At 36.4% G+C, this 20,194-nt stretch carries 24 protein-coding genes; 14 read left to right on the forward strand and 10 right to left on the reverse strand.

The genetic code is table 11. The annotated features are described in order from the left end of the window. Nucleotides 1–137: 137 nt before the first annotated feature. The 7 genes from AMS59_RS13085 to mnhG are packed head-to-tail and all read left to right on the forward strand — an operon-like array spanning nucleotide 138 to nucleotide 5,896. The gene (locus AMS59_RS13085) at nucleotides 138–2,552 is read left to right on the forward strand and encodes a Na+/H+ antiporter subunit A (protein ID WP_082337500.1); all 2,415 of its coding nucleotides are present in this window, start codon (nucleotides 138–140) and stop codon (nucleotides 2,550–2,552) included. Beyond that, on the forward strand, nucleotides 2,539–2,961 hold the full coding sequence (locus tag AMS59_RS13090; RefSeq protein ID WP_053484191.1) for a Na(+)/H(+) antiporter subunit B: 423 nt from the start codon (nucleotides 2,539–2,541) through the stop codon (nucleotides 2,959–2,961). The genes AMS59_RS13085 and AMS59_RS13090 overlap by 14 nt, the downstream gene beginning before the upstream one ends. Beyond that, complete coding sequence (locus tag AMS59_RS13095) at nucleotides 2,961–3,302, forward strand: Na(+)/H(+) antiporter subunit C (protein WP_049669151.1); 342 nt, start codon at nucleotides 2,961–2,963, stop codon at nucleotides 3,300–3,302. The genes AMS59_RS13090 and AMS59_RS13095 overlap by 1 nt, the downstream gene beginning before the upstream one ends. Continuing rightward, nucleotides 3,295–4,782 (forward strand): Na+/H+ antiporter subunit D, encoded by a 1,488-nt coding sequence (locus tag AMS59_RS13100; protein ID WP_053484192.1) that lies wholly within the window; start codon nucleotides 3,295–3,297, stop codon nucleotides 4,780–4,782. The genes AMS59_RS13095 and AMS59_RS13100 overlap by 8 nt, the downstream gene beginning before the upstream one ends. 4 nt (nucleotides 4,783–4,786) lie before the next feature. Next, a complete protein-coding gene (locus AMS59_RS13105; protein ID WP_053484193.1) occupies nucleotides 4,787–5,266 on the forward strand; it encodes a Na+/H+ antiporter subunit E in 480 nt (159 codons plus the stop codon). Beyond that, complete coding sequence (locus AMS59_RS13110) at nucleotides 5,263–5,544, forward strand: Na(+)/H(+) antiporter subunit F1 (protein WP_053484194.1); 282 nt, start codon at nucleotides 5,263–5,265, stop codon at nucleotides 5,542–5,544. Before AMS59_RS13105 ends, AMS59_RS13110 begins: the two co-directional genes overlap by 4 nt. Beyond that, nucleotides 5,528–5,896 (forward strand): monovalent cation/H(+) antiporter subunit G, encoded by a 369-nt coding sequence (gene mnhG, locus AMS59_RS13115; RefSeq protein ID WP_049669147.1) that lies wholly within the window; start codon nucleotides 5,528–5,530, stop codon nucleotides 5,894–5,896. Before AMS59_RS13110 ends, mnhG begins: the two co-directional genes overlap by 17 nt. Nucleotides 5,897–6,004: 108 nt before the next feature. Here mnhG and AMS59_RS13120 read toward each other — a convergent pair whose 3' ends face one another. Continuing rightward, nucleotides 6,005–6,205 carry a hypothetical protein gene (locus AMS59_RS13120; protein WP_053484195.1) on the reverse strand — a complete coding sequence of 67 codons (201 nt, stop codon included), beginning with the start codon at nucleotides 6,203–6,205 and terminating at the stop codon, nucleotides 6,005–6,007. Between the two features lie 68 nt (nucleotides 6,206–6,273). Further along, entirely contained in the window at nucleotides 6,274–7,782 is a 1,509-nt protein-coding gene (locus tag AMS59_RS13125) for a leucyl aminopeptidase (RefSeq protein WP_053484196.1), read from the reverse strand. Nucleotides 7,783–7,895: 113 nt separating this feature from the next. On the opposite strand from AMS59_RS13125, the gene AMS59_RS13130 reads away from it, so the two are divergent. Beyond that, complete coding sequence (locus tag AMS59_RS13130; protein ID WP_049669132.1) at nucleotides 7,896–8,378, forward strand: divergent PAP2 family protein; 483 nt, start codon at nucleotides 7,896–7,898, stop codon at nucleotides 8,376–8,378. Nucleotides 8,379–8,784: 406 nt separating this feature from the next. Here the strand turns inward: AMS59_RS13130 and AMS59_RS13135 are convergent, their stop codons facing one another. Then, complete coding sequence (locus AMS59_RS13135) at nucleotides 8,785–9,114, reverse strand: YuiB family protein (RefSeq protein ID WP_053484197.1); 330 nt, start codon at nucleotides 9,112–9,114, stop codon at nucleotides 8,785–8,787. A gap of 234 nt (nucleotides 9,115–9,348) precedes the next feature. Then, the gene (locus tag AMS59_RS13140; protein ID WP_053484198.1) at nucleotides 9,349–9,846 is read right to left on the reverse strand and encodes an NUDIX domain-containing protein; all 498 of its coding nucleotides are present in this window, start codon (nucleotides 9,844–9,846) and stop codon (nucleotides 9,349–9,351) included. A gap of 178 nt (nucleotides 9,847–10,024) precedes the next feature. On the opposite strand from AMS59_RS13140, the gene AMS59_RS13145 reads away from it, so the two are divergent. Further along, nucleotides 10,025–10,576 (forward strand): hypothetical protein, encoded by a 552-nt coding sequence (locus tag AMS59_RS13145; RefSeq protein ID WP_053484199.1) that lies wholly within the window; start codon nucleotides 10,025–10,027, stop codon nucleotides 10,574–10,576. A 176-nt stretch (nucleotides 10,577–10,752) separates the two neighbouring features. Here the strand turns inward: AMS59_RS13145 and AMS59_RS13150 are convergent, their stop codons facing one another. After that, nucleotides 10,753–11,205, reverse strand: coding sequence for a MarR family winged helix-turn-helix transcriptional regulator (locus AMS59_RS13150; RefSeq protein ID WP_369814328.1), 453 nt, complete (start codon nucleotides 11,203–11,205; stop codon nucleotides 10,753–10,755). A gap of 135 nt (nucleotides 11,206–11,340) precedes the next feature. Here AMS59_RS13150 and AMS59_RS13155 point away from each other — a divergent pair, with 135 nt between their 5' ends. Further along, entirely contained in the window at nucleotides 11,341–11,832 is a 492-nt protein-coding gene (locus AMS59_RS13155) for a CarD family transcriptional regulator (protein WP_053484201.1), read from the forward strand. A gap of 725 nt (nucleotides 11,833–12,557) precedes the next feature. Then, nucleotides 12,558–14,420 carry a flagellin gene (locus AMS59_RS27010; protein WP_053484202.1) on the forward strand — a complete coding sequence of 621 codons (1,863 nt, stop codon included), beginning with the start codon at nucleotides 12,558–12,560 and terminating at the stop codon, nucleotides 14,418–14,420. A 320-nt stretch (nucleotides 14,421–14,740) separates the two neighbouring features. On the opposite strand, the gene AMS59_RS13165 is transcribed toward AMS59_RS27010, so the two are convergent. Beyond that, nucleotides 14,741–15,112, reverse strand: a complete 372-nt coding sequence (locus AMS59_RS13165) for an iron-sulfur cluster assembly accessory protein (protein ID WP_053484203.1) — start codon at nucleotides 15,110–15,112, stop codon at nucleotides 14,741–14,743. 569 nt (nucleotides 15,113–15,681) lie between these two features. Here AMS59_RS13165 and AMS59_RS13170 point away from each other — a divergent pair. Further along, nucleotides 15,682–16,374 carry a DUF2225 domain-containing protein gene (locus AMS59_RS13170; RefSeq protein ID WP_053484204.1) on the forward strand — a complete coding sequence of 231 codons (693 nt, stop codon included), beginning with the start codon at nucleotides 15,682–15,684 and terminating at the stop codon, nucleotides 16,372–16,374. A gap of 50 nt (nucleotides 16,375–16,424) precedes the next feature. Here the strand turns inward: AMS59_RS13170 and AMS59_RS13175 are convergent, their stop codons facing one another. Next, the gene (locus AMS59_RS13175; protein ID WP_053484205.1) at nucleotides 16,425–16,661 is read right to left on the reverse strand and encodes a NifU family protein; all 237 of its coding nucleotides are present in this window, start codon (nucleotides 16,659–16,661) and stop codon (nucleotides 16,425–16,427) included. 82 nt (nucleotides 16,662–16,743) lie between these two features. On the opposite strand from AMS59_RS13175, the gene AMS59_RS13180 reads away from it, so the two are divergent. Continuing rightward, nucleotides 16,744–17,079 (forward strand): YuzD family protein, encoded by a 336-nt coding sequence (locus tag AMS59_RS13180; protein WP_053484206.1) that lies wholly within the window; start codon nucleotides 16,744–16,746, stop codon nucleotides 17,077–17,079. Between the two features lie 112 nt (nucleotides 17,080–17,191). Here AMS59_RS13180 and AMS59_RS13185 read toward each other — a convergent pair whose 3' ends face one another. Continuing rightward, nucleotides 17,192–18,256, reverse strand: coding sequence for an NAD(P)/FAD-dependent oxidoreductase (locus AMS59_RS13185; protein WP_053484207.1), 1,065 nt, complete (start codon nucleotides 18,254–18,256; stop codon nucleotides 17,192–17,194). Between the two features lie 352 nt (nucleotides 18,257–18,608). Here AMS59_RS13185 and AMS59_RS13190 point away from each other — a divergent pair, with 352 nt between their 5' ends. Then, the gene (locus tag AMS59_RS13190; RefSeq protein ID WP_053484208.1) at nucleotides 18,609–18,845 is read left to right on the forward strand and encodes a YuzB family protein; all 237 of its coding nucleotides are present in this window, start codon (nucleotides 18,609–18,611) and stop codon (nucleotides 18,843–18,845) included. Nucleotides 18,846–18,990: 145 nt separating this feature from the next. Here AMS59_RS13190 and AMS59_RS13195 read toward each other — a convergent pair whose 3' ends face one another. Continuing rightward, nucleotides 18,991–19,743 (reverse strand): TIGR01457 family HAD-type hydrolase, encoded by a 753-nt coding sequence (locus tag AMS59_RS13195; RefSeq protein ID WP_053484209.1) that lies wholly within the window; start codon nucleotides 19,741–19,743, stop codon nucleotides 18,991–18,993. Continuing rightward, the gene (locus AMS59_RS13200) at nucleotides 19,740–20,192 is read right to left on the reverse strand and encodes a DUF86 domain-containing protein (RefSeq protein WP_053484210.1); all 453 of its coding nucleotides are present in this window, start codon (nucleotides 20,190–20,192) and stop codon (nucleotides 19,740–19,742) included. The genes AMS59_RS13195 and AMS59_RS13200 overlap by 4 nt, the downstream gene beginning before the upstream one ends. Between the last annotated feature and the right edge of the window lie 2 nt (nucleotides 20,193–20,194).

Consider the following 20,194-nt stretch of genomic DNA (forward strand, 5'->3'; position numbering starts at 1 on the left):
TATTGTTATTGATAACTTCCTATTTATAATATAGCCAAAATTCTTCCACTATCGCAAGCTAAATCCAATGAGTACAATGCATTCATACAAGAAGTGCGTTATAATTAACATACTTATCTGCATAAAGGAGGATTTTTTTGTTACAAGTACTTTATATTTTCATTCCAATGCTTGCCGCAATATTTGTGCCATTTTTATATAAAAGCATTAAAAATATTCACACAGGCTGGTTTGTTCTTGCAGTACCTGCTACACTCGCGATTATTTACGCATCTTATATCGGAAAAGTAGCAGATGGTAAAGTATTTCTTGAAGAGCTTCCTTGGATTCCATCGCTTGATATTTCCATCGTTTCTTATTTAGATGGACTTAGCTTGCTTTTCTCATTGCTAATTACTGGAATTGGTTCATTGGTCGTACTTTACTCTATTTTTTACTTAGACAAACATAAAGAAAAATTACATAATTTTTATGTTTACTTATTACTATTTATGACAGCAATGCTCGGAGTAGTACAGTCAGATCATTTAATTACTCTGTACTTCTTTTGGGAGCTAACATCAATTTCATCATTTTTACTGATTGGCTATTGGTATTCTCGTGATGCCTCTCGCTTTGGTGCACTTAAATCAATGATGATTACAGTCGGTGGCGGCTTAATGATGTTAGGAGGATTCATTCTTCTTTATTTAATGGGAGGAACGTATTCAATCCGTGAACTTATTGTCATGACACCTAATTTAGTGCAGCATCCGATGTTCACCTGGTCGCTTGTTTTAATACTTCTAGGAGCATTTACGAAATCTGCCCAATTCCCATTCTACATTTGGTTACCAGATGCAATGGAAGCGCCAACACCAGTTAGTGCATACCTACACTCTGCAACAATGGTAAAGGCAGGTATTTATTTAGTTGCACGCTTTACCCCGATTTTCGCTGTTTCTGAGCTTTGGATATGGCTCGTTACAGGCGTAGGTATCTTAACGCTATTCTGGGGTTCGTTCTTCGCAGTGAAGCAAACAGATTTAAAAGGAATCCTCGCTTTCTCTACAGTGAGTCAGCTTGGACTTATTATGTCGTTGCTCGGCGCTAGTGCTTTAGCGTTTCATGGCAATGGGGCAACAGATACTATTAAATTTGCTGCCTTTGCGGCGATCTTCCACCTTATCAACCATGCAACGTTTAAAGGAAGCCTATTCATGATTGCTGGTATTGTCGATCATGAAACAGGTACACGTGATATTCGTAAACTCGGTGGCTTAATGAGTCTTATGCCACTTAGCTTTACAGTAGCGGCAATCGGAAGCTTATCAATGGCTGGTCTACCGCCATTTAACGGCTTCTTGAGTAAGGAAATGTTTTTTACTGCAATGCTTGCACTACGAAATTTCGAATTTTCAGGCTTTGAAACATGGGGAGCACTTTTCCCGATTGTTGCTTGGATTGCAAGTATATTTACATTTATCTATAGCTTCTATTTTGTTTTCAGAACATTCACTGGTAAATATAAACCAGAGAAATTACCTCGTAAACCACACGAGGCACCGATTGGCATGCTCATTTCGCCGATGATTTTAGCAGCATTAGTCGTAACAATATTCTTTATTCCGAATCTAGTTGGGGATACTTTTGTAAAGCCAGCAGTACAAGCTATTCAGCCATTCTTATACGATTCACCAAAGGATATTGATATTCATGTGGCAGCTTGGCATGGTGAAATTACACCTGAATTACTCATGACATTTGGCATAGTACTTGTTGGGGTTCTATTGTTTGTAGCATTACCGAAATGGCAGGGTATTTATCAAAAATTCCCACGAGCTTTAACATTAAATAATGCATACGACAAAATTATGCTCGGACTAGATGTTGGGTTAAATCGTGTATCACGTCTTTATATGACAGGCTCTATGCGTCACTACCTGCTATATATGTTTAGTAGCATTGCAGCAATTGTCATCGGTTCTTTATTTGTGAAGAATGCCTTTACAGTCTCCTTCCAAGACACTGCACCTATTCGTCCTTACGAAATCATTTTAGTTGTGGTGTTAGTCATTGGAACAGCCATTACTATTTTGGCAAAATCACGTTTAACAGCCATTATTGGTCTTGGTGCTGTGGGCTACACAGTAGCATTATTCTTCGTTATTTTTAATGCTCCTGATTTAGCATTAACACAGCTTGTCATTGAAACGATTTCTGTTGCGCTATTTTTACTAGCATTTTATCATCTGCCTAAGCTCGGAAAACGAGAAGAGCGTATGAGGTTCCAATTAAATCGTGCGATTGTTTCCATTGCAGTCGGTGTTATGGTTACGCTTTTAGCACTGTCTGCACATTCACAAAAATTGATTCCAACTATTTCGAAGTATTATGAGGAAACAGTTTATTCAAAAGCCGGCGGTGGAAACATTGTCAACGTTATCTTAGTAGACTACCGTGGATTTGATACATTATTTGAAATTACAGTGCTAGCTATTGCTGGGATGGCCATTTTAGCAATGATCAAGCTACGCATGAATCGAAAGGAGAAAACACATGAAAACAAATGATGTCATTATACAATTTACAACAAAAATTGTATTCTTCATTATTTTCTTCTTCTCCATTCATATTTTCCTTGCTGGTCATTACACACCTGGAGGCGGCTTTGTTGGTGGACTTTTAACATCGAGTGCGATCGTGCTCTTAGTCCTTGCTTTTGATTTAAATACGGTTCGTAAGGTTTTACCTATAAATTATACGTATTTAACAGCAATTGGCTTACTACTAGCACTTGCAACAGCCGCTTTCCCAATGTTTGTAGGTAAACCGTTTTTTACACATTTCTTTGATTATTTCGATTTACCGCTTCTAGGTAGACAGTCCTTACACACGGCTATGCTTTTTGATAGCGGTGTCTATTTGGTTGTTGTCGGCGTTACGATGACCATTATTCAAACGATTGGAGAGGATGAATAATGGAAATATTGATGGCGTTTGTCATAGGCTTTCTGTTTATGGCGGCGATTTATTTAATCTTATCCAAAAGCTTATTACGTATTATTATCGGGACAGGTCTTTTAAGTCATGGCGCCCATCTTCTCATTTTAACGATGGGCGGGCTAGGTGGAGAAGCGCCACCAGTTTTAAAGGAAGGGGCAAAAACTTTTGCAGACCCATTACCACAGGCGCTTATTTTAACAGCGATTGTTATTAGTTTTGGGGTAACAGCGTTCTTCCTTGTACTTGCTTACCGTTCTTATCAGGAGCTCGAGACAGATGATATAAGCTTAATGAGAGGAAGTGATGAGGATGAATAACTTCCTTCTACTGCCAATTATCATTCCGTTTTTCTTCGGTATGATTTTAATGTTTGGGCAAAAAAACTTAAAATACCAGCGTTCATTCGCATTACTTGGTATAGGGCTCGCACTTACATCAGCCATTTCACTGCTTTTAAAGGTGAAAAATGACGGTATCCAAAAGGTGACATTCGGAGATTGGCCTGTGCCATATGGCATTACAATGGTTTCTGATATGGTGTCCGCACTGCTGGTCACAACAACGCTGCTGATCGCCCTCTTTGTTGTTTGGTATGGCTTTGGTTCCATCACAAAGGAACGTGAACGCTTCTTCTATTATCCTGGAATTATGTTTATTTTAACTGGGGTTAACGGGGCATTTACGACAGGCGATATTTTTAACCTTTTCGTGTTCTTTGAGGTATTGTTAATGGCCTCTTATTTACTCATCGTTCTTGGGGGCGAAAAAGGACAGCTTAAAGGTTCCATTAAATATATTTTAATTAATGTTATTTCATCTGCATTATTTGTTATTACAGTTGCCTACCTTTACTCTGTAGTAGGTACATTAAACATGGCAGATATTGCGGTAAAGATTGCAGAAATTAATCAGCCAGGTATCGTTACCGTTATAGCTGTACTATTTTTAATGGTATTTGGGTTAAAAGCGGCTATTTTCCCGCTATACTTCTGGCTTCCAACTTCTTATGCAGCAGCACCTATACCAGTACTAACGCTATTTGGTGCACTACTAACAAAGGTTGGCATTTACGCGATTACCCGAACATATACATTGTTCTTTGTTCATGATTTATCGTATACACATGATCTACTGATGGCATTAGCAGTTGCAACAATTATTGCGGGCTGCATTGGCGCACTTGCCTATCATGATGTGAAGCTCATCATTATCTATAATATTGTCATAGCTGTAGGTGTTATTTTATTCGGTGTATCTCAAATGAATGAGGTTGCTCTAAAGGGTGCAATGTTTTATTTAATTCATGACATGCTTATTAAAGCAGCGCTCTTTATGTTGATCGGTATAATCATCTACATTACCGGCACATCCGATTTACGAAAAATGGGCGGTCTTATGAAGAAATATCCCGCTCTCGGTTGGTGCTATTTAATTGCAGCATTTGGTTTAGCAGGGATTCCTCCACTTAGTGGCTTCGTTGGAAAGCTGTTAATTGTACAGGGAGGTTTTGAAGCAGGCAGTAAATGGAGCAGTATTTTTATTTTAGCTTCGTCTCTTCTCGTTTTATTGTCTGTTATTCGTATTTTCCTTTATGCCTTTTGGGGTGAAGAAAAAGAAACAACGGGTACTGTCGATAAAAAAGTCTACAATACACTATTTGTGCCTACTGTGCTTTTAGTGCTCATTACTGTAGCGTATGGTGTAGGCTCTGAATGGATTACTCCATTTATGGACGATGCGGCAAAACTATTAAGTGATCCATCTATTTATATAGATGCTGTAATGAAGGAGGATTAGAGATATGGCATTTCAAATTATTTTAAATGTTGTACTTGCCTTCGTTTGGATGTTCCTTTCTTCTAATTACACAGCAACAGGCTTTATCGTTGGGTTCATTCTCGGTATTATATTGCTCATTATTATGCGTAGATTTTTTACTGCTCGTCTTTACGTCTACCGTATATGGGCAATCATTAAACTGACTTTACTCTTTTTAAAGGAGTTAGTGTTAGCGAATATACAAGTTCTTCGAGTAGTCTTAAAACCAAAGTTAGATATGCAGCCTGCGTTCTTTGCCTATCCGACTGTTTTAACACAAGAATGGGAAATTACATTATTATCGAGTCTCATTACGTTAACGCCTGGTACTGTAGTAGTGCACGTATCAGATGATGCAAAAACTTTGTATGTGCATGCGATCGACATGAGTGATGTCGATGAAGCGATTACAGCAATTCGAGATTCATTTGAGAAAGCGATTTTGGAGGTGAGTAAATCATGACAACGTTTATTATTGTTTCGATTGTAGTGATTTGCTTATCAATGATTGCAGTCATTTATCGAATGGTTAAAGGACCTTCTGCATCCGATCGTGTGGTAGCGTTGGATTCATTGGGTGTATCAGTAATCTCGCTAATTGGACTGTTTTCAGTACTGGTTGAAACAAGCTTCTTCCTGGAGATTATATTATTGTTAGCGATTTTATCGTTTATCGGTACTGTTGCTTTCTCTAAATTCATAGAGAAAGGAGACATCATTAAACGTGACAATTCTCGCTAATAGCTTAGTTATCTTTTTCATTTCTGTAGGGGTGCTATTTATAGTTGTGACAGCCATTGGTCTTGTCCGTTTACCTGATTTGTACACACGTGCGCACGCTGCTTCTAAAAGTGCAACGCTCGGTGTCATGTGTATACTCATTGGCGTATTCTTTCACTTTTGGCTTATTGAAGATCACTTTAATCCCCGTATTTTGCTCGGTATACTGTTCCTGTTCATCACTGGTCCTGTTGGGGGGCATATTATGACTCGCTCCTCATACATCGCTGGCGTAAAACCTTGGAAAGGCACAATACACGACGAGCTTGGACCTGAAATTGATCGAATGAAAAAGGAACAAGGCATTAAATAACTTAGATACAAGAATCTGCTCGAATTTAATCGGGCAGATCTTTTTATTTCTAAAAAACCAGATGTCACTTGCTGACATCTGGTTTTTTTGAGATCTATTTTGTTTGAATTAAAATCTACGATGACCTCTAAATGGTAGACCTGGTCTGAAAAACGGTGGAAACGGTCCGAAAAATGGCGAAAATGGTCCGAAAAACGGTGGGAATGGTCCGAAAAACGGCGGGAATGGTCCGAAAAACGGTGAGAATGGTCGGAAAAACGGCCCACCGACTGGCCCAAAGCCTCCTGGAAAACCTCCGAAGAATGTCATAAGCTTCCTCCCTTTTTTTACTCTATCTTATGTAGGAGGATGCATATATCACATGTCTATTGCCTATTCTATTTTTCTTCTCCTAAACGTTGCACAAAATTCGCTAGTGTACGTACCATTACACCTGTACCACCTTTTGGGCCTAAGTCATGTACAGCAAGCGCATCTGACGTTCCTGCAATATCTAGGTGAATCCATGGTGTATCACCAACAAACTCACCAACAAAGCCTCCTCCAAAAATCATGTGTCCATCACGACCAGGAGAGTTATTTAAATCAGCGACGTCTGATTTACGAATTCGTTTTTTATCATTTTCTGTTAAAGGCATACGCCACACAAATTCATCAGTCTCCTGAGCAGCTTCCATGAAAGCAGCAAAGAATTCATCGTCATTAGAAAGTGCACCTGTTTTATCCATACCAAGTGCTGTAATCACTCCACCTGTTAACGTTGCAACATCGATCAGGGCAGTAGCTCCTTGTTGTTTAGCATATGTAGTAGCGTCTGCTAATACTAAACGTCCTTCCGCATCGGTATTTAAAACTTCTACCGTCTTACCACTATATGTAGTGATGACATCATCTGGCTTAAATGCTGTGTCAGATACCATATTATCGGTAGAGCCAATAACTGCTAAGACATTTTTGTTAGGACGTAATTCACCGATGATTTTCATGGCACCTAGCACTGCTGCCGCACCGCCCATATCACCTTTCATGCCTACCATTGCATCTTTTGGCTTTAAGGAATAGCCACCTGTATCATACGTAACCCCTTTGCCGACAAGGCCAATTGGATCATCAAAATCTTCAGTCGCTTTATATTTTAATGTGATTAAACGAGGTTCTTCACGGGAGCCTTGATTGACACATAAAATACCGCCCATACCGAGCTCCTCTAATTGTTCTTTATCTAAAATTTCAACTTCAAAACCGTACTCGACTGCAAGGGACTCTGCGTAATTAGCTAAGTCTGTCGCTGTCAGTAAGTTTGGTGGTAAATTAATTAAGCTACGTGCTTCATTTACTGCATTTGCATAAATAGCACCCACCTCAAAGCTTGCCACCACTTCATCTAAATCATTAGCAGCAGTTACAAGGTGAACAGCGTCAATACGTTTATCTACTTCATTTGATGTTGTTTTGTAATGAGGAATTGAATAATAACCAAGTCCTGTTCCTTCACCAGCTAAAAAGGCAACATCTGTTACAGTAATCGACTCTGTCGTAAACGACTCAAGCCAAATGGAATATTCTTTAACCTTTAAGGCTCTTAGTTCCTTGCCAAGCAATCCAAATGCTGCACGAACATCGCCTTCTGTTAAATTTTTTCGTTCATCTAAACCAACAAATAAGATACGTTTAAGATTTGTATGGTCCTTCAAGAATGGCAATTTCGTCATTTTTTTTAGTTCAGTAGAAACATCCCCTGTACTAATCCACGCGTCCAGGGATTCTCCGTAAAATGATGAAAAGCTTGCCCAATCCTGCATTTGCTCACGATGTTTAGTGACTCCTACTACTAACACTTCAGTAGAAATCGTTTCAAATGTTTTTGCTTCTTTTACAATATGCATGTAAATTCCTCCATTCAATATTCTATTATACCTAAGTTTCAGAAAACGCGTAATATTTAGCTTTTAGAAAATAATGAATGTTATAATAAAAATAATTATAAGTGAAGGTTGTGATGATTATGAGTTTACTTCAAAATACCCCTTTACTCGTTGCCCTTTTTGCAGTCCTCTTTGCACAGTTTGTTAAAATCCCTATTCATTTTTTAATGACAAGAAAGATTAACTGGGGATTATTTACTTCCACTGGGGGAATGCCTAGTTCACACTCTGCTTCCGTAACAGGACTAACAACCTCTATTGCCTATGAAACAGGATTAGATTCCCCAATTTTTGCCGTAGCCGCTATGTTTTCATTTATCGTCATGTATGATGCGAGTGGTGTACGCTATCAGGCAGGTCAGCATGCAGCTGTATTAAATCAACTGCGTAAAGACTTTCAAACATTGCTTCATGATTTAAAAAAGTGGCCACAAATGGATGGGCAAGAAAAAATGGAAGAGCTAAAAACATTGCTAGGCCATAAACGGAGCGAAGTATTTTTTGGAGCATTAACTGGAATTTTTATCGCCATCATCACATATCAATTTATTTTGTGAAATATAGACACATCCTCATGTTGAGGCTGTGTTTTTTTATTTATCGGAAACTTTTGTGGTTTTATCGGAAACTTTTCACGATTTATCGGAAACTTTTGTGATTTTATCGGAAGCTTTTCAAGTTTTATCGGAAACATTCAAAAAAAAATCAGTATTCTTCTCTCCATCGAAAGAAGAATACTGAAAGAAAATCAATTATGCCTCGGCATAATTGCGTCCGGAATCGGCTTTGGGCCAACGTGATGTTGGTCACTCAGTCGTTACCACAGGACGTGGCGTTCTTAAACTGAGTTCCTCTATTTCAGCTGATGTTTGAACATTTGTACTTGTCGCTACGCTTTCAGTACAAAAGACATCTGTACCTGTCGCTTCGCTTTCGGTACCAAAAGACATTTGCTGAAAAAAGTTAAAACATTCGATAACCACTTTTACGTAAAAAAATCATGACAATTCCAGCAACAATTGAACCGGCAAAGCCACCAGATAAGATTGCAATATCTACAAATTGCAGCGCTTGTAACTTATCTAAAAGTGCTGGGAATGCGGAACCTGGCTTGAAAATATAATCTAAAAAGCTTACATCATCGACAATAAAGATAACAACAATCGGATACACTATCGCCATTAACCATGTCATTCGCAAAAGCATATTCAATAAAAATCCGATCCCAAAGAACATGACGAAAAATAACACAATTGAAATGATTAACTGTACTAATGAAACTGGACCATCCATGTATGTATAACCTCCGTTTTCCTCTCATTAGTTTACATGATTACTACAGCGCTTTCAATGAGCATATCCTTGATTTCGCTTGTTCGTCATATTTAGGGAGTATTACCATAACGTGTGGTTGAAGCACTCCCCGAAAGAGGCGCCATCTTGACATTAAAAAGGCAAACACAATGATTAGCCCTACTCGCTCTAACATAAACAAAAAAAGCTCCATCATAGGTCCCCTCTGTCACTTTATTTTTTAAAGAACAATTTATAAGAGGAATAACCAAAGACATCTCCTGGATTGATGCCTTCAATGCCCTCTAATTGGTGCTTTTCAAATTGGTTAGATGCCATTTCCTTTAACATCACTGATGTCATTTCATCCTGTGTGAGCTCTTTAGGATACATCCACTGCGCTTCTAATAATTCATTCTCCTGAATGCAAATCTTCTGCTGCTCATCTTTCATCTGACAATAAAATATCGCCATATTATCACTAATGTCACCACGAATCACACCCGTTCGAAAACCAATTAAGCCTGATACGTAGCAATCAATACCCGTTTCTTCCTTTAATTCGCGAACAACAGCTTCATCTACGGTTTCACCAGCATTGACAAAACCAGCTGGCAATGACCATCTTCCCTTTAATCCGCTATATGCCTTTTTGACAACTAGCCATTGTCCTAACTCATTGACAGTTACCCCTGCAACACCTAACCAAACTTTTCCTCTATCTTTTTTCATAAGCTTCACCCCTATATCACTATTATAACGGCCAATTTTCTATATATAGAAGTATTAAATCAGAATTTTATGGTTAGTTCTCACTCTCAAACATAAAGTATGCATGTAAGCCAATTTTGTAAATATGTTACACTAATTAAAATATAGAAAATTCACTCTATTCAAAGGAGGAAGTTTTATGTTAAACGAAATATCACCTAGTGCAAAGCTTTTTATTTTTGCGATAGTGTTGCTTTTACTATCACCCATCATTGTTTTCATGTTGCCATTTACCATTTCCCAAACGTTTTATTATAGTAGAGATAATATCGTGCTGATCACGCCAACATACAACTTCATTTTGCTTTTCCTAGCAATTGCGCTAATTATTTTAACGTTGATCATACTTGGGTTCAAAAGAAATAAATACACCTATTTGATTACGCTTTTAGTAATCGTGAGCAGTCTAGTTTTAGGCTATTTTTCTGTTTTAAGTTATACCGCTATACAGAATAAACAAATTGTTTTCAAAGATTTCCATCATCAAACTACATATGAATGGCAGGATATTAAAGAAGTCATTTATGAGTATGAAATAGGTACAGTAGGCACTTATTATTTTCAAACGAAAAATAATGAAAAGTTTGTCATTGAAGAAGACGGACAATTTGGCGCGGAGGAGAAAAGTGCCATTTACAATTTAGCAAATGACAATGGCGCTACATTTTTAGAGCGTGAGAAGGTTAAATAACAAGCTATCCTAGGAACGCCAACCTTCACTCCGATCAACTTAAATACATGGCATACGTTTTAACAAATGTCAGCTCCAACTTTATTACCACATTAAAAAGCCTCTTTTCGCAACGGAGAGGCTTGTAAACTTTTTTGCAGCTGTAATTAGTCTATTTGCTAAAATTCATGTCTTTTCTATTCTTTCAAATGCTCTATATTCCAATTAAGTGTTAATATTTTTTTTAATTTGGTCACTTGATCTTCCCCTATAGTATTGATCAGTTGTTGTTCAATTTCAGCTTTATAATGTTCGTTCTTTTCAAAACAGTCTTGACCAAATTCAGTCATATGAATTGCTTTATGTTTTTTACTGTGTTCGACATTTGTGACCTTCACTAAACCTTTTGCTTCCAAACTTTTTATAAATTTATGAGTTGCTTGTCTTGTAAAATCAACATCCTTAGCTACATCTGAAATCATCAGTTGCTTTTTATAAACTATCCCCAAAATATACCATTCTGAGTTTGATATATAAATATTATTATGTTTATTCCACTTCTCTTCAGCAAGTCGTCGAAGTAGTTCGTGACGTTCGCTCAACAAATCAATTACATCCCGATTCTGCAATGCGTCCTTCAACTGGTTCACCTTCATTCCATATTTTTCGTTATTAATATACAAAAAACAATAGCAATCGTCAATAAAGTTGACAAAATTCTTTTAAATGCTTATAATTAATTTAGTCAACTAAGTTGACAATATAGTTTGTTGGAGGGAAAATACATGTACAATGTTGGCGATGTAGTCATTTATTCATCACATGGACTTTGTTCTATTGAAGATATTTGTGAACAAACCTTTAACGACATTACAAAAACATATTACGTTTTACAACCACTAAATGAACCACAATTAGTCATTCGTACCCCTATTGACAATTCAAAAAAACAGCTTAGAAACATTATTAAAAAAGAAGAAGCACTCAATATTTTACATTCATTCACATCACCTGGCGTAGAATGGATTGAACAAAGCACTCATCGTTTGAGATTTCATCTAGAAATAATTAAATCCGGTAATCGCCAAAAACAAGCAAATCTTTTAAACACATTGTTACGAAAAAAACTCGAATATAGTGCGATTGAAAAAAAATTCCCTAACCAAGAAGAGAAATTACTGCAATCTTTACAAGATACTATCTTTTCAGAGTTTTCCATAGCTCTAAATAAATCTTCCGATGAAATTTATGATTATGTATTAACACAACTTCACTAATTGTGAATTGTTTGTACATTAATAAGCCACGATTAGAAATAATCGTGGCTTTTTCTTATTTAATAAGAAATACAAAAAGATTCTGCTTCATAGTTTAAGCAATGTAATAAAAATGCAAGATTGCTAAAAGAAAGAGATTCTTTATACCCTATTATTAGTTTTATTCTAATGAATTGTTGTACCTTTATGGAAAAAGAACCATCAGAAATAACTTTATATAATATGGTACTTTCACCATTAGTTATATCACTTAGTTTGTTTTTTTCAGATTTACCATTCTTAGTGGAAAATAAAAAGTATTATTGAACTAACGGGGTCTTTAAGAAAAGGGCTTGCACTTATGATTCATTTTCATGTATGCAAGCCCTTTCCTTATTCCCTACAACGCTCACACCCTCGTTAAACAGTCAATCTTTATTTCTGCGTATTTACCAATTATCCAATTTGTACTTTGCAATGTTACAACTTCTCCATAGATAGAATTATCGCTCCTATTAACTCTAGAAACAATCTTTAAGTTCATCGAATATCGAGTCAACATCACCCTTATATATACTCGATATCTCTATTTTCCGTAAGTTAAAATGATAAATTATTTAATTTAATAGTTCTTTAGATATTAAAATATATTCAAATATTGGAATATATACCTAGTTAAAATTAGAATAAATTGTTATTATGTTTTATATATGTAAAATCTATATATTTGATAAAGGATGTACTTTATGCGAATTAAGAATAATATCAACTCATTAAACACTAATAATAAATTACAAAAAAACAGAGGGCAACTTGAAAAAAGTCTAGAAAAATTATCATCAGGATATAAAATCAATCGTGCTAGTGATGATGCGGCTGGCTTAGCTATCTCAGAAAAAATGCGTGGTCAAATTCGTGGTCTTAATATGGCGTCAAAAAATATTCAAGATGGAATTTCTTTAATACAAACAGCTGAAGGAGGATTAGGAAATATTCAAGACCCTAATTTAATTCGATTAAGAGAACTAGCCATTCAAGCTGCTAATGATACTTTGACAAACTTTGACCGTCAACTAATTCAGCAAGAAGTTGAACACATTAAACAGGGTATAAATGAGATTGCTAATAATACAGAGTTTAACGGTATCAAATTATTAAATAACTCAAATGGCTTTACTTTCACGAAAAGTGTAGGAACAAACCGAACTTCAATTAGTAATACAACATTAATTGGAGTTCATGACACTAACAGAACCAATGGTGATAGAGAAATCATTACTGGTGTAAATGATCAATTAACTATTAAATTCAACAATGAAACGTATTCAATAACAATCGACCCAGGAAAATACTCAAGTACTGGTTACATTAATAGTGCTGTAAATTCCAAACTTGAAGCATTAGGAGCACCATTAAAAATGAGCAGTGCTTATGGTTCTTGGGATGACACACACATCAGAAACTTTCTTACTAGCACAATTCCAGGAGAACATTTTCTAGAAGTAGAGGGAACGGCATTTAATGAACTATTTATAGAAAAATCAACGTATAATTATACTGAACCATATGAAGTTTGGGGGAGGGAAGCAGATTTTTCTGTAGGATATACTGTTAAAAGTGGGGTAAATGATACTCTTAATTTTAAAGTAGATGGAATAGATAAATCTATTACTCTTACTGAGGGGGCATACAGTAGATCTGGTTTAGTCGCAGAATTAAATAAACAATTTATTGCGTCTGGTAGTAATATTACAGCATCAATGTCAGAAGCTGTAGGATTAAACGTTAGTTCCAATCTTGGAAATGAGCATTATATTTTACGTTTAACACATAACACAAGTAATTCTGATAATGCTATTCAATTAATTTCTGGTAATGCACTTAAGCCCTTATTTTTGCGTTCTGCAAAGCCGGGAGATGTATGGGCACCCGAAACAAAAAGTTCACTTGATACAAATATAGATATTTCAAATGGTCTTATATTTCAGGAAGATAAAAACGAATGGCAATTTACAGTTGATGATAATATAATCAAAACAATTACCTTGAATTCTGGTCATTATACTTCTACTAATCTAATCAATTCACTTAACGATAAGTTTAAAAAGATTAGTGCTGGTATTACAGCTGTTGATAATAATGGTAAACTATCATTTACAAGAGAAATGAATGGTAGTAGTTACTCAATTTCTGATTTTCTAATTAAAAATGCTAGTGATGAGCTAACACTTCAAATAGGTGCGAATTCTGGACAATCTTTCTCAATTAAACTTACAAACGTAACAACAACTGCACTTAAAATTGGTAATATCGACCTTTCAACTAGAGAAGGAGCTAATTCTGCAATTTCATTGATTGATAATGCAATGGAAAAAGTATCATTAGAGCGTAGTAAATTCGGTGCTTATCAAAATAGACTTGAACATGCCTATCAAGCCAATACGAATACATCTGAAAATCTTCAATCTGCTGAATCACATATTCGTGATACTGATATGGCAAAAGAAATGATGAATTTCACAAAAAATAATATATTAATTCAAGCTACTCAAGTAATATTAGTTCAATCAAATAAACAGCCCGAAGGCATTTTACAATTGCTTCAATAAAAAGATGCTGTAAAAACTTTAAGAAGTACGAGAAATCAATTTTAGAAGAGTAGATTTTCTTGTACTTTTCTGCTGATGTGAAATTTTTCAATTTATACATATGTCCCTTGTCTCTTTTATGTATTCATAAATTTACGGACAAAAAGCACGAATAGTGGTGACAAATTTATTCATTCAATGTTACTACTTTTCGTGAATTTATTTAAATTTTTCCTTTAACCTCATAAAAAAGCTCCCTTCATTCACCATGTTTTACAACATCATAAATCAAAGAAGCTTATTATTTAGATCCCATTACTAATGAGCTTTATGTTTATTTTTTAATCACAAATCTCAGGCGTACCTTCACGTTTCGCCGTTTTAAAAGACGTGCCACAGCCGCATGATGCGATCGCATTTGGATTTTCGATTGTGAAGCCACCACCCATTAGTGATTGCTTATAGTCAATTTTTGTCCCCACTAAAATCGGCGCATCTTCACGGGAAACAAGAATTGTTAAACCATGCTGTACATCTTCAAAATCATCTTCTTTTTTCTCTTTATCAAAATGCATACCGTATGATAGGCCACTGCATCCGCCACCATTAACAACTACACGTAAAAACGAACCTTGCTCTTCATTGTGCTCCATCATTTCATTAATATGAAAGACAGCCGCTTCAGTAACTTCAATTACTTGCTTACTTGTCATCCCAATCACCTTCCTTCTTACTTATTATCATATCAATTTTGACTATTGTATGACAAACATTCAGCTTCAACAGGATTTTGGTTCATTACTAATAGTCAAGGATGACATTTGTTAGAACGTATGCTATGTAGTTGATTGGAGTGGCGGCTGGCGACTCCTCGGGATTACCCGATCACTTTTCGCGGATACCTGATCACTTCTGGGAATTATCCGATCACTTTTCGTGGATACCTGATCACTTCCGGGGCCTACCCGATCACTTTTCACGCATACCCGATCACTTTTCGCGGATACCTGATCACTTCTGGGGCCTACCCGATCACTTTTCGCGCATACCTGATTACTTTCGGGGCTTACCCGATCACTTTTCGTGGATACCCGATCACTTTTCGGGCACGCCCCCAGGAAAGCACCCAGTCGGAATGGAAATCAACCTACCGTTATAGTGATGACAATGATTCATTAGTAAAAATTCTAATATTTTTCACATTTTTAGTACTTTTTATCCATGTTTATAAAATTAACATTGGTATAATAGTTTTAATCAGTCGATGAAAGAGGTATAAAATATGGAGATCTCACCTTATTACGAAAAAAAAATTCAATGTTTTCATTGCAACAAAGAATTTCCAACATTAAAAGTACGCTCTAAATTCATTAAAGTAGATCATACAGAAACAGATTTTCATCCTATTTATGCAGACGGTCTAAATGCCCTTTATTATAATGTATTTGTTTGTGAGCATTGTGGATTTTCATTTACAGAAGACTTTTCAAAGTATTTTGCCCCTGGCACGCAAGATGAAATTCGCTCGCAAATTACAGAAAAATGGGTACACCATGACTTTAAAGGAGAACGTACTGTATTCCAAGCAATACAAGCTTATAAATTAGCGTTCCTTTGCGGTACGATTAAAAAAGAAAAATTTGTCGCTATAGCTGGGCTTACATTACGTCTTGCATGGCTATATCGTTCATTAAAAAACGAAGGCCAAGAGCAACGTTTTATGACAATGGCCCGTGATTACTATATGGAATCTTATTCAACTGAGGATTACAGCTCAACGCAAATGTCAGATGTACGAATTATGTATATGATTGCTGAACTATCACGACGTATCGGTGATTTAGAAAATGCTACACGCTTCTTTTCAAAGGTTATTGAAAAGCAAAGTATTGGTGGAGAAGCAAAGATCATTGATATGGCTAAGGAACAATGGGCTATTATTAGAGAAGAAAAAGAACACGCTCGACAAGTGTAAGAAAAAAAGTTCTAGCCTGAATGAATCGGCTAGAACTTTTTTTAGTCATTTTAGAATACTTGCTCCACTTCAATAATACCTGGTACTTCTTCTAATAATGCGCGTTCGATACCGGCTTTAAGTGTAATTGTCGAACTTGGGCAACTACCACATGCACCTAATAAACGCAATTTTACAATGCCGTCTTCTACATCTACTAATTCACAGTCTCCACCGTCACGTAGTAAGAATGGGCGTAATTTATCTAATACCTCTTGAACTTGGTCGTTAATTGTTGTTTCTGACATTTGTCTCGACTCCTTTCCTTATAATGATTATAATGTTAGCAACAGAAAAAATCCAATATAGAATCCGAGGAGTGGAAATGAAATGAGTCAAACGAAACCAATGATTGAAATCTACGGAACAGCGGTAATCTGCGCAAGTTGTGTCAATGCACCATCTTCAAAGGATACATATGAATGGCTACAAGCAGCCATCGATCGAAAATATCCAAACCAAGGATATGATATTCGCTATGTCGATATTGAAGGTCCAATTGAGAATGAACGCGACCAAGATTATGCTACACGCATTCAGGAAGATGAATTTTTTTATCCACTTGTCCTTATAAATGATGAAGTAGTGGGCGAAGGTTATGTACAATTAAAGCCTGTATTTACTGCACTTGAAAAGCTAGGCTTCATGCCAGACGAAACTGTTTAATTCAAGCATAAAGCCGATTCTGGACGCTATTATGCCGAGGCATCATTGATAGAAAAAATAAGGGATTGTTTCGAAAAATAAATTTCGAAGCAATCCCTTTTTATACGACTTATTAATCATTTTGACGTTTGTAGTACCATAATAATCCTGATTTCATCAAGCGTGCGATACGTCCTGTTACTGTTGTATCTGCTAAATATACAAAGCCTTGTTTTTTACCAAGAGCCCCCATGAAGCCTTTTAATTTGATATCAGGCATTTTCTCAGGTAAGTTTTCGCCTTTCCAACGCATGCGCAGTACTTTGACGATTTGTTCTGCTTGCTCCTCAGCTAACTGCGCAGTTGGAGGTAAGTCTGAAGCAGCACAGTCACCTACAACATATACATGCTCATCATCAAGAAGATTGAAATATTGTGTTACAAGCGGACGACCTTGTTTATCTTTCTCAACTTCCAAATCGCGAACAATTTTAACAGGCTGTACACCAGCAGTCCAAACTACAGTATCGAGTGCAATTTCTTCTTCGTGATTGTAAATTTTACCTTGTTCAATTTTTGTAATATTTGAATTGGCAATGACTTCAACGTTATGTTTTACAAACCAATCTTTTACATATTTACTTAGCTTTTCTGGGAAGTCCTTCAAAATACGTGGACCACGGTCAAATAGCTTTATTTTTAAATCTGATCGACTTTCACGTAGCTCACTTGCAAGCTCAATACCACTTAAGCCAGCTCCTACAATTCCGACTGTAGAGCCTGCTGGTAAACCACATAGCGCTTGGAATGTTGAACGTGATTTCGCCATTGTCTGAATGCTATATGTGTACTCCTCTGCACCTGGTACACCATGATATTTATCCTCACAGCCAAGACCAATGACTAAATCATCATATTCAATACGTTGTCCATCTTCTAAAATGACTACCTTATCCGTACGATCAATTTCAACAACTTCTCCATATACAGCCGATAAACGTTCATTCTCTGGGAAGCATACACGAATTTCTTTATCTGTCGCAGTCCCTGCTGCTAATGCGTAAAATTCTGTTTTTAAACTATGGAAAGGTGCTCTGTCTACTAACACGATTTCTGTGTCTAATGGAACGTTTGGTAATAATCGAAGCATGAGACGCATATTGCCGTAGCCGCCACCTAAAAGTACTAATTTTCCCATAATAGTCTCCTTTTATATCTCTTATATTAATTGTTCACAAAGTATCCACAAATGAGTATAACCGATTGTGAGAAGTTTCACAATATCAGAATGCAATTTTGTGAAATATTTCACAAAAAGAATGATAACTCGCTTTTTTCGAACGTTTTTGAATCACTTGGACTTCGATGAATTGTCGTTATTGTTCGAATTTTCCTTAAATATTATTTTCTTCTCTTCACTTTTGTAAAGAAGTTAAAATCATTTTAGATGCGCCCTTTACCACTTAGTATTTGCTTTTTTCTCATGATCAACTCAAATCATTGACGAATGTTTTAAAAGCTAGTAGCATTACTTTGGTGAGGTGACATGTATGAATCCAATGGTTGAATTTTGTATAAGTAATTTAGCAAATGGCTCTCAAAAAACTTATGAAATACTAGAGCGCGATCCGAACATCGACGTTTTGGAATATGGCTGTCTCAGTTACTGTACAAAATGTTCAGAATCATTTTATGCAGTCGTCAATGGTGAATTAGTTGAGGCTGATTCTCCTGAAGAGTTGACGAAAGCCATTTATCAATTTATCGAAGAAAATCCGTTATGGTAATGAAGGCGTAATAGCTCATTCATATATTGATGAAACGCTTACTACTAAATTTGAACATATAAAAAGGATGTTATGCCAAAAAAATCGGCATAAGCATCCTTTTTTTATATTTGAACTAATCAATTATGCCTCGGCATAAAAGAAGTTAAATTAAAGCTTCCACCATATAGGTAGGTTGCTGCTCCTTCTCAAGTACAACTTTTGTTGGTGTAACACCTGTATTTACATGGATTGTGTCACAGCCAAAACGAATTCCACACATAATGTCTGTGTCATAATTATCGCCAATCATCACCATCTCATCTTTCCTAAAGCCATGCTCTGTCGCAATGACTTCAAGCATTGCAGGTGATGGTTTACCGATATAGATTGGCTCAACGTCTGCAACCTCACCTACTAATCGGGCAAACGACCCATTACCTGGTAGAAATCCATGTTCTGTCGGGAATTTAATATCTTGATTCGTTGCTATAAACGTCGCACCATTTTGCACAGCAATTGTCGCCTTTGCAAGTGCCATATAATCTAGATTTCGATCGATCCCCATAACAAATACCTCTGGCTCATCCGCGGTAGGTTCAATGCCTTCATTAAATAACGCTTTACGAATACCATCAGAACCTAACATCGCTACTTTTTTGCCAGGGAAATTCAGGGCTACATATTTCGCTGTAACTAATGCACTAGAGTAAATATGCTCTAACGGTGCATTCACACCTATAGCGCTTAAAGCTTCCTGCAGCTGCTCTCTTGTTTTAGAAGAATTATTCGTTACGTAAAATGGCTCGATTCCTGCTTGTTGTAAACGATGAATAAAAGTAATCGCAGAAGGAATGCCTTCCTTTCCACGGTACACTGTACCATCTAAATCAAAGCAATATGCCTTGTAGGTTTTCATTGATGATCCTCTGGCAAAAATGCTGAAACAGGGCCAAGTTCATTTGTTACATAACTATTCACAGCTGGTGAGAATTGCTTTAACGCTGGTAAAGTCGTTGTTAACACATTTACAACTTCCTGAACATCTACATCTGCAAATTCACGAACAAGCATTTTACGTAAGCCAACTACTGCTTTTAATGGTGCTTCCATTTCAGTAGATACGACTTTTTCATCGATTAAAATATCAATAATATCCTCATAGCTTCCTGGATCACGCATAATGAAGCCGTCAATCATTAAATTCCCAACATCCATCATTGACTCCATCACATTGTGACCAATTCGCTCGATTGCTAATTTCTTAATATCATTTTCTAGCCAGCTATCTTCTGACTCTAAAATAGCTAGTAGTCCATCTAAGTACTGTAAATTTTTTGTGATTTTATTACGATCTACAAAATACACAA

This window comes from Lysinibacillus sp. FJAT-14745, assembly GCF_001275675.1.
Classification (GTDB): Bacteria; Bacillota; Bacilli; order Bacillales_A; family Planococcaceae; genus Lysinibacillus.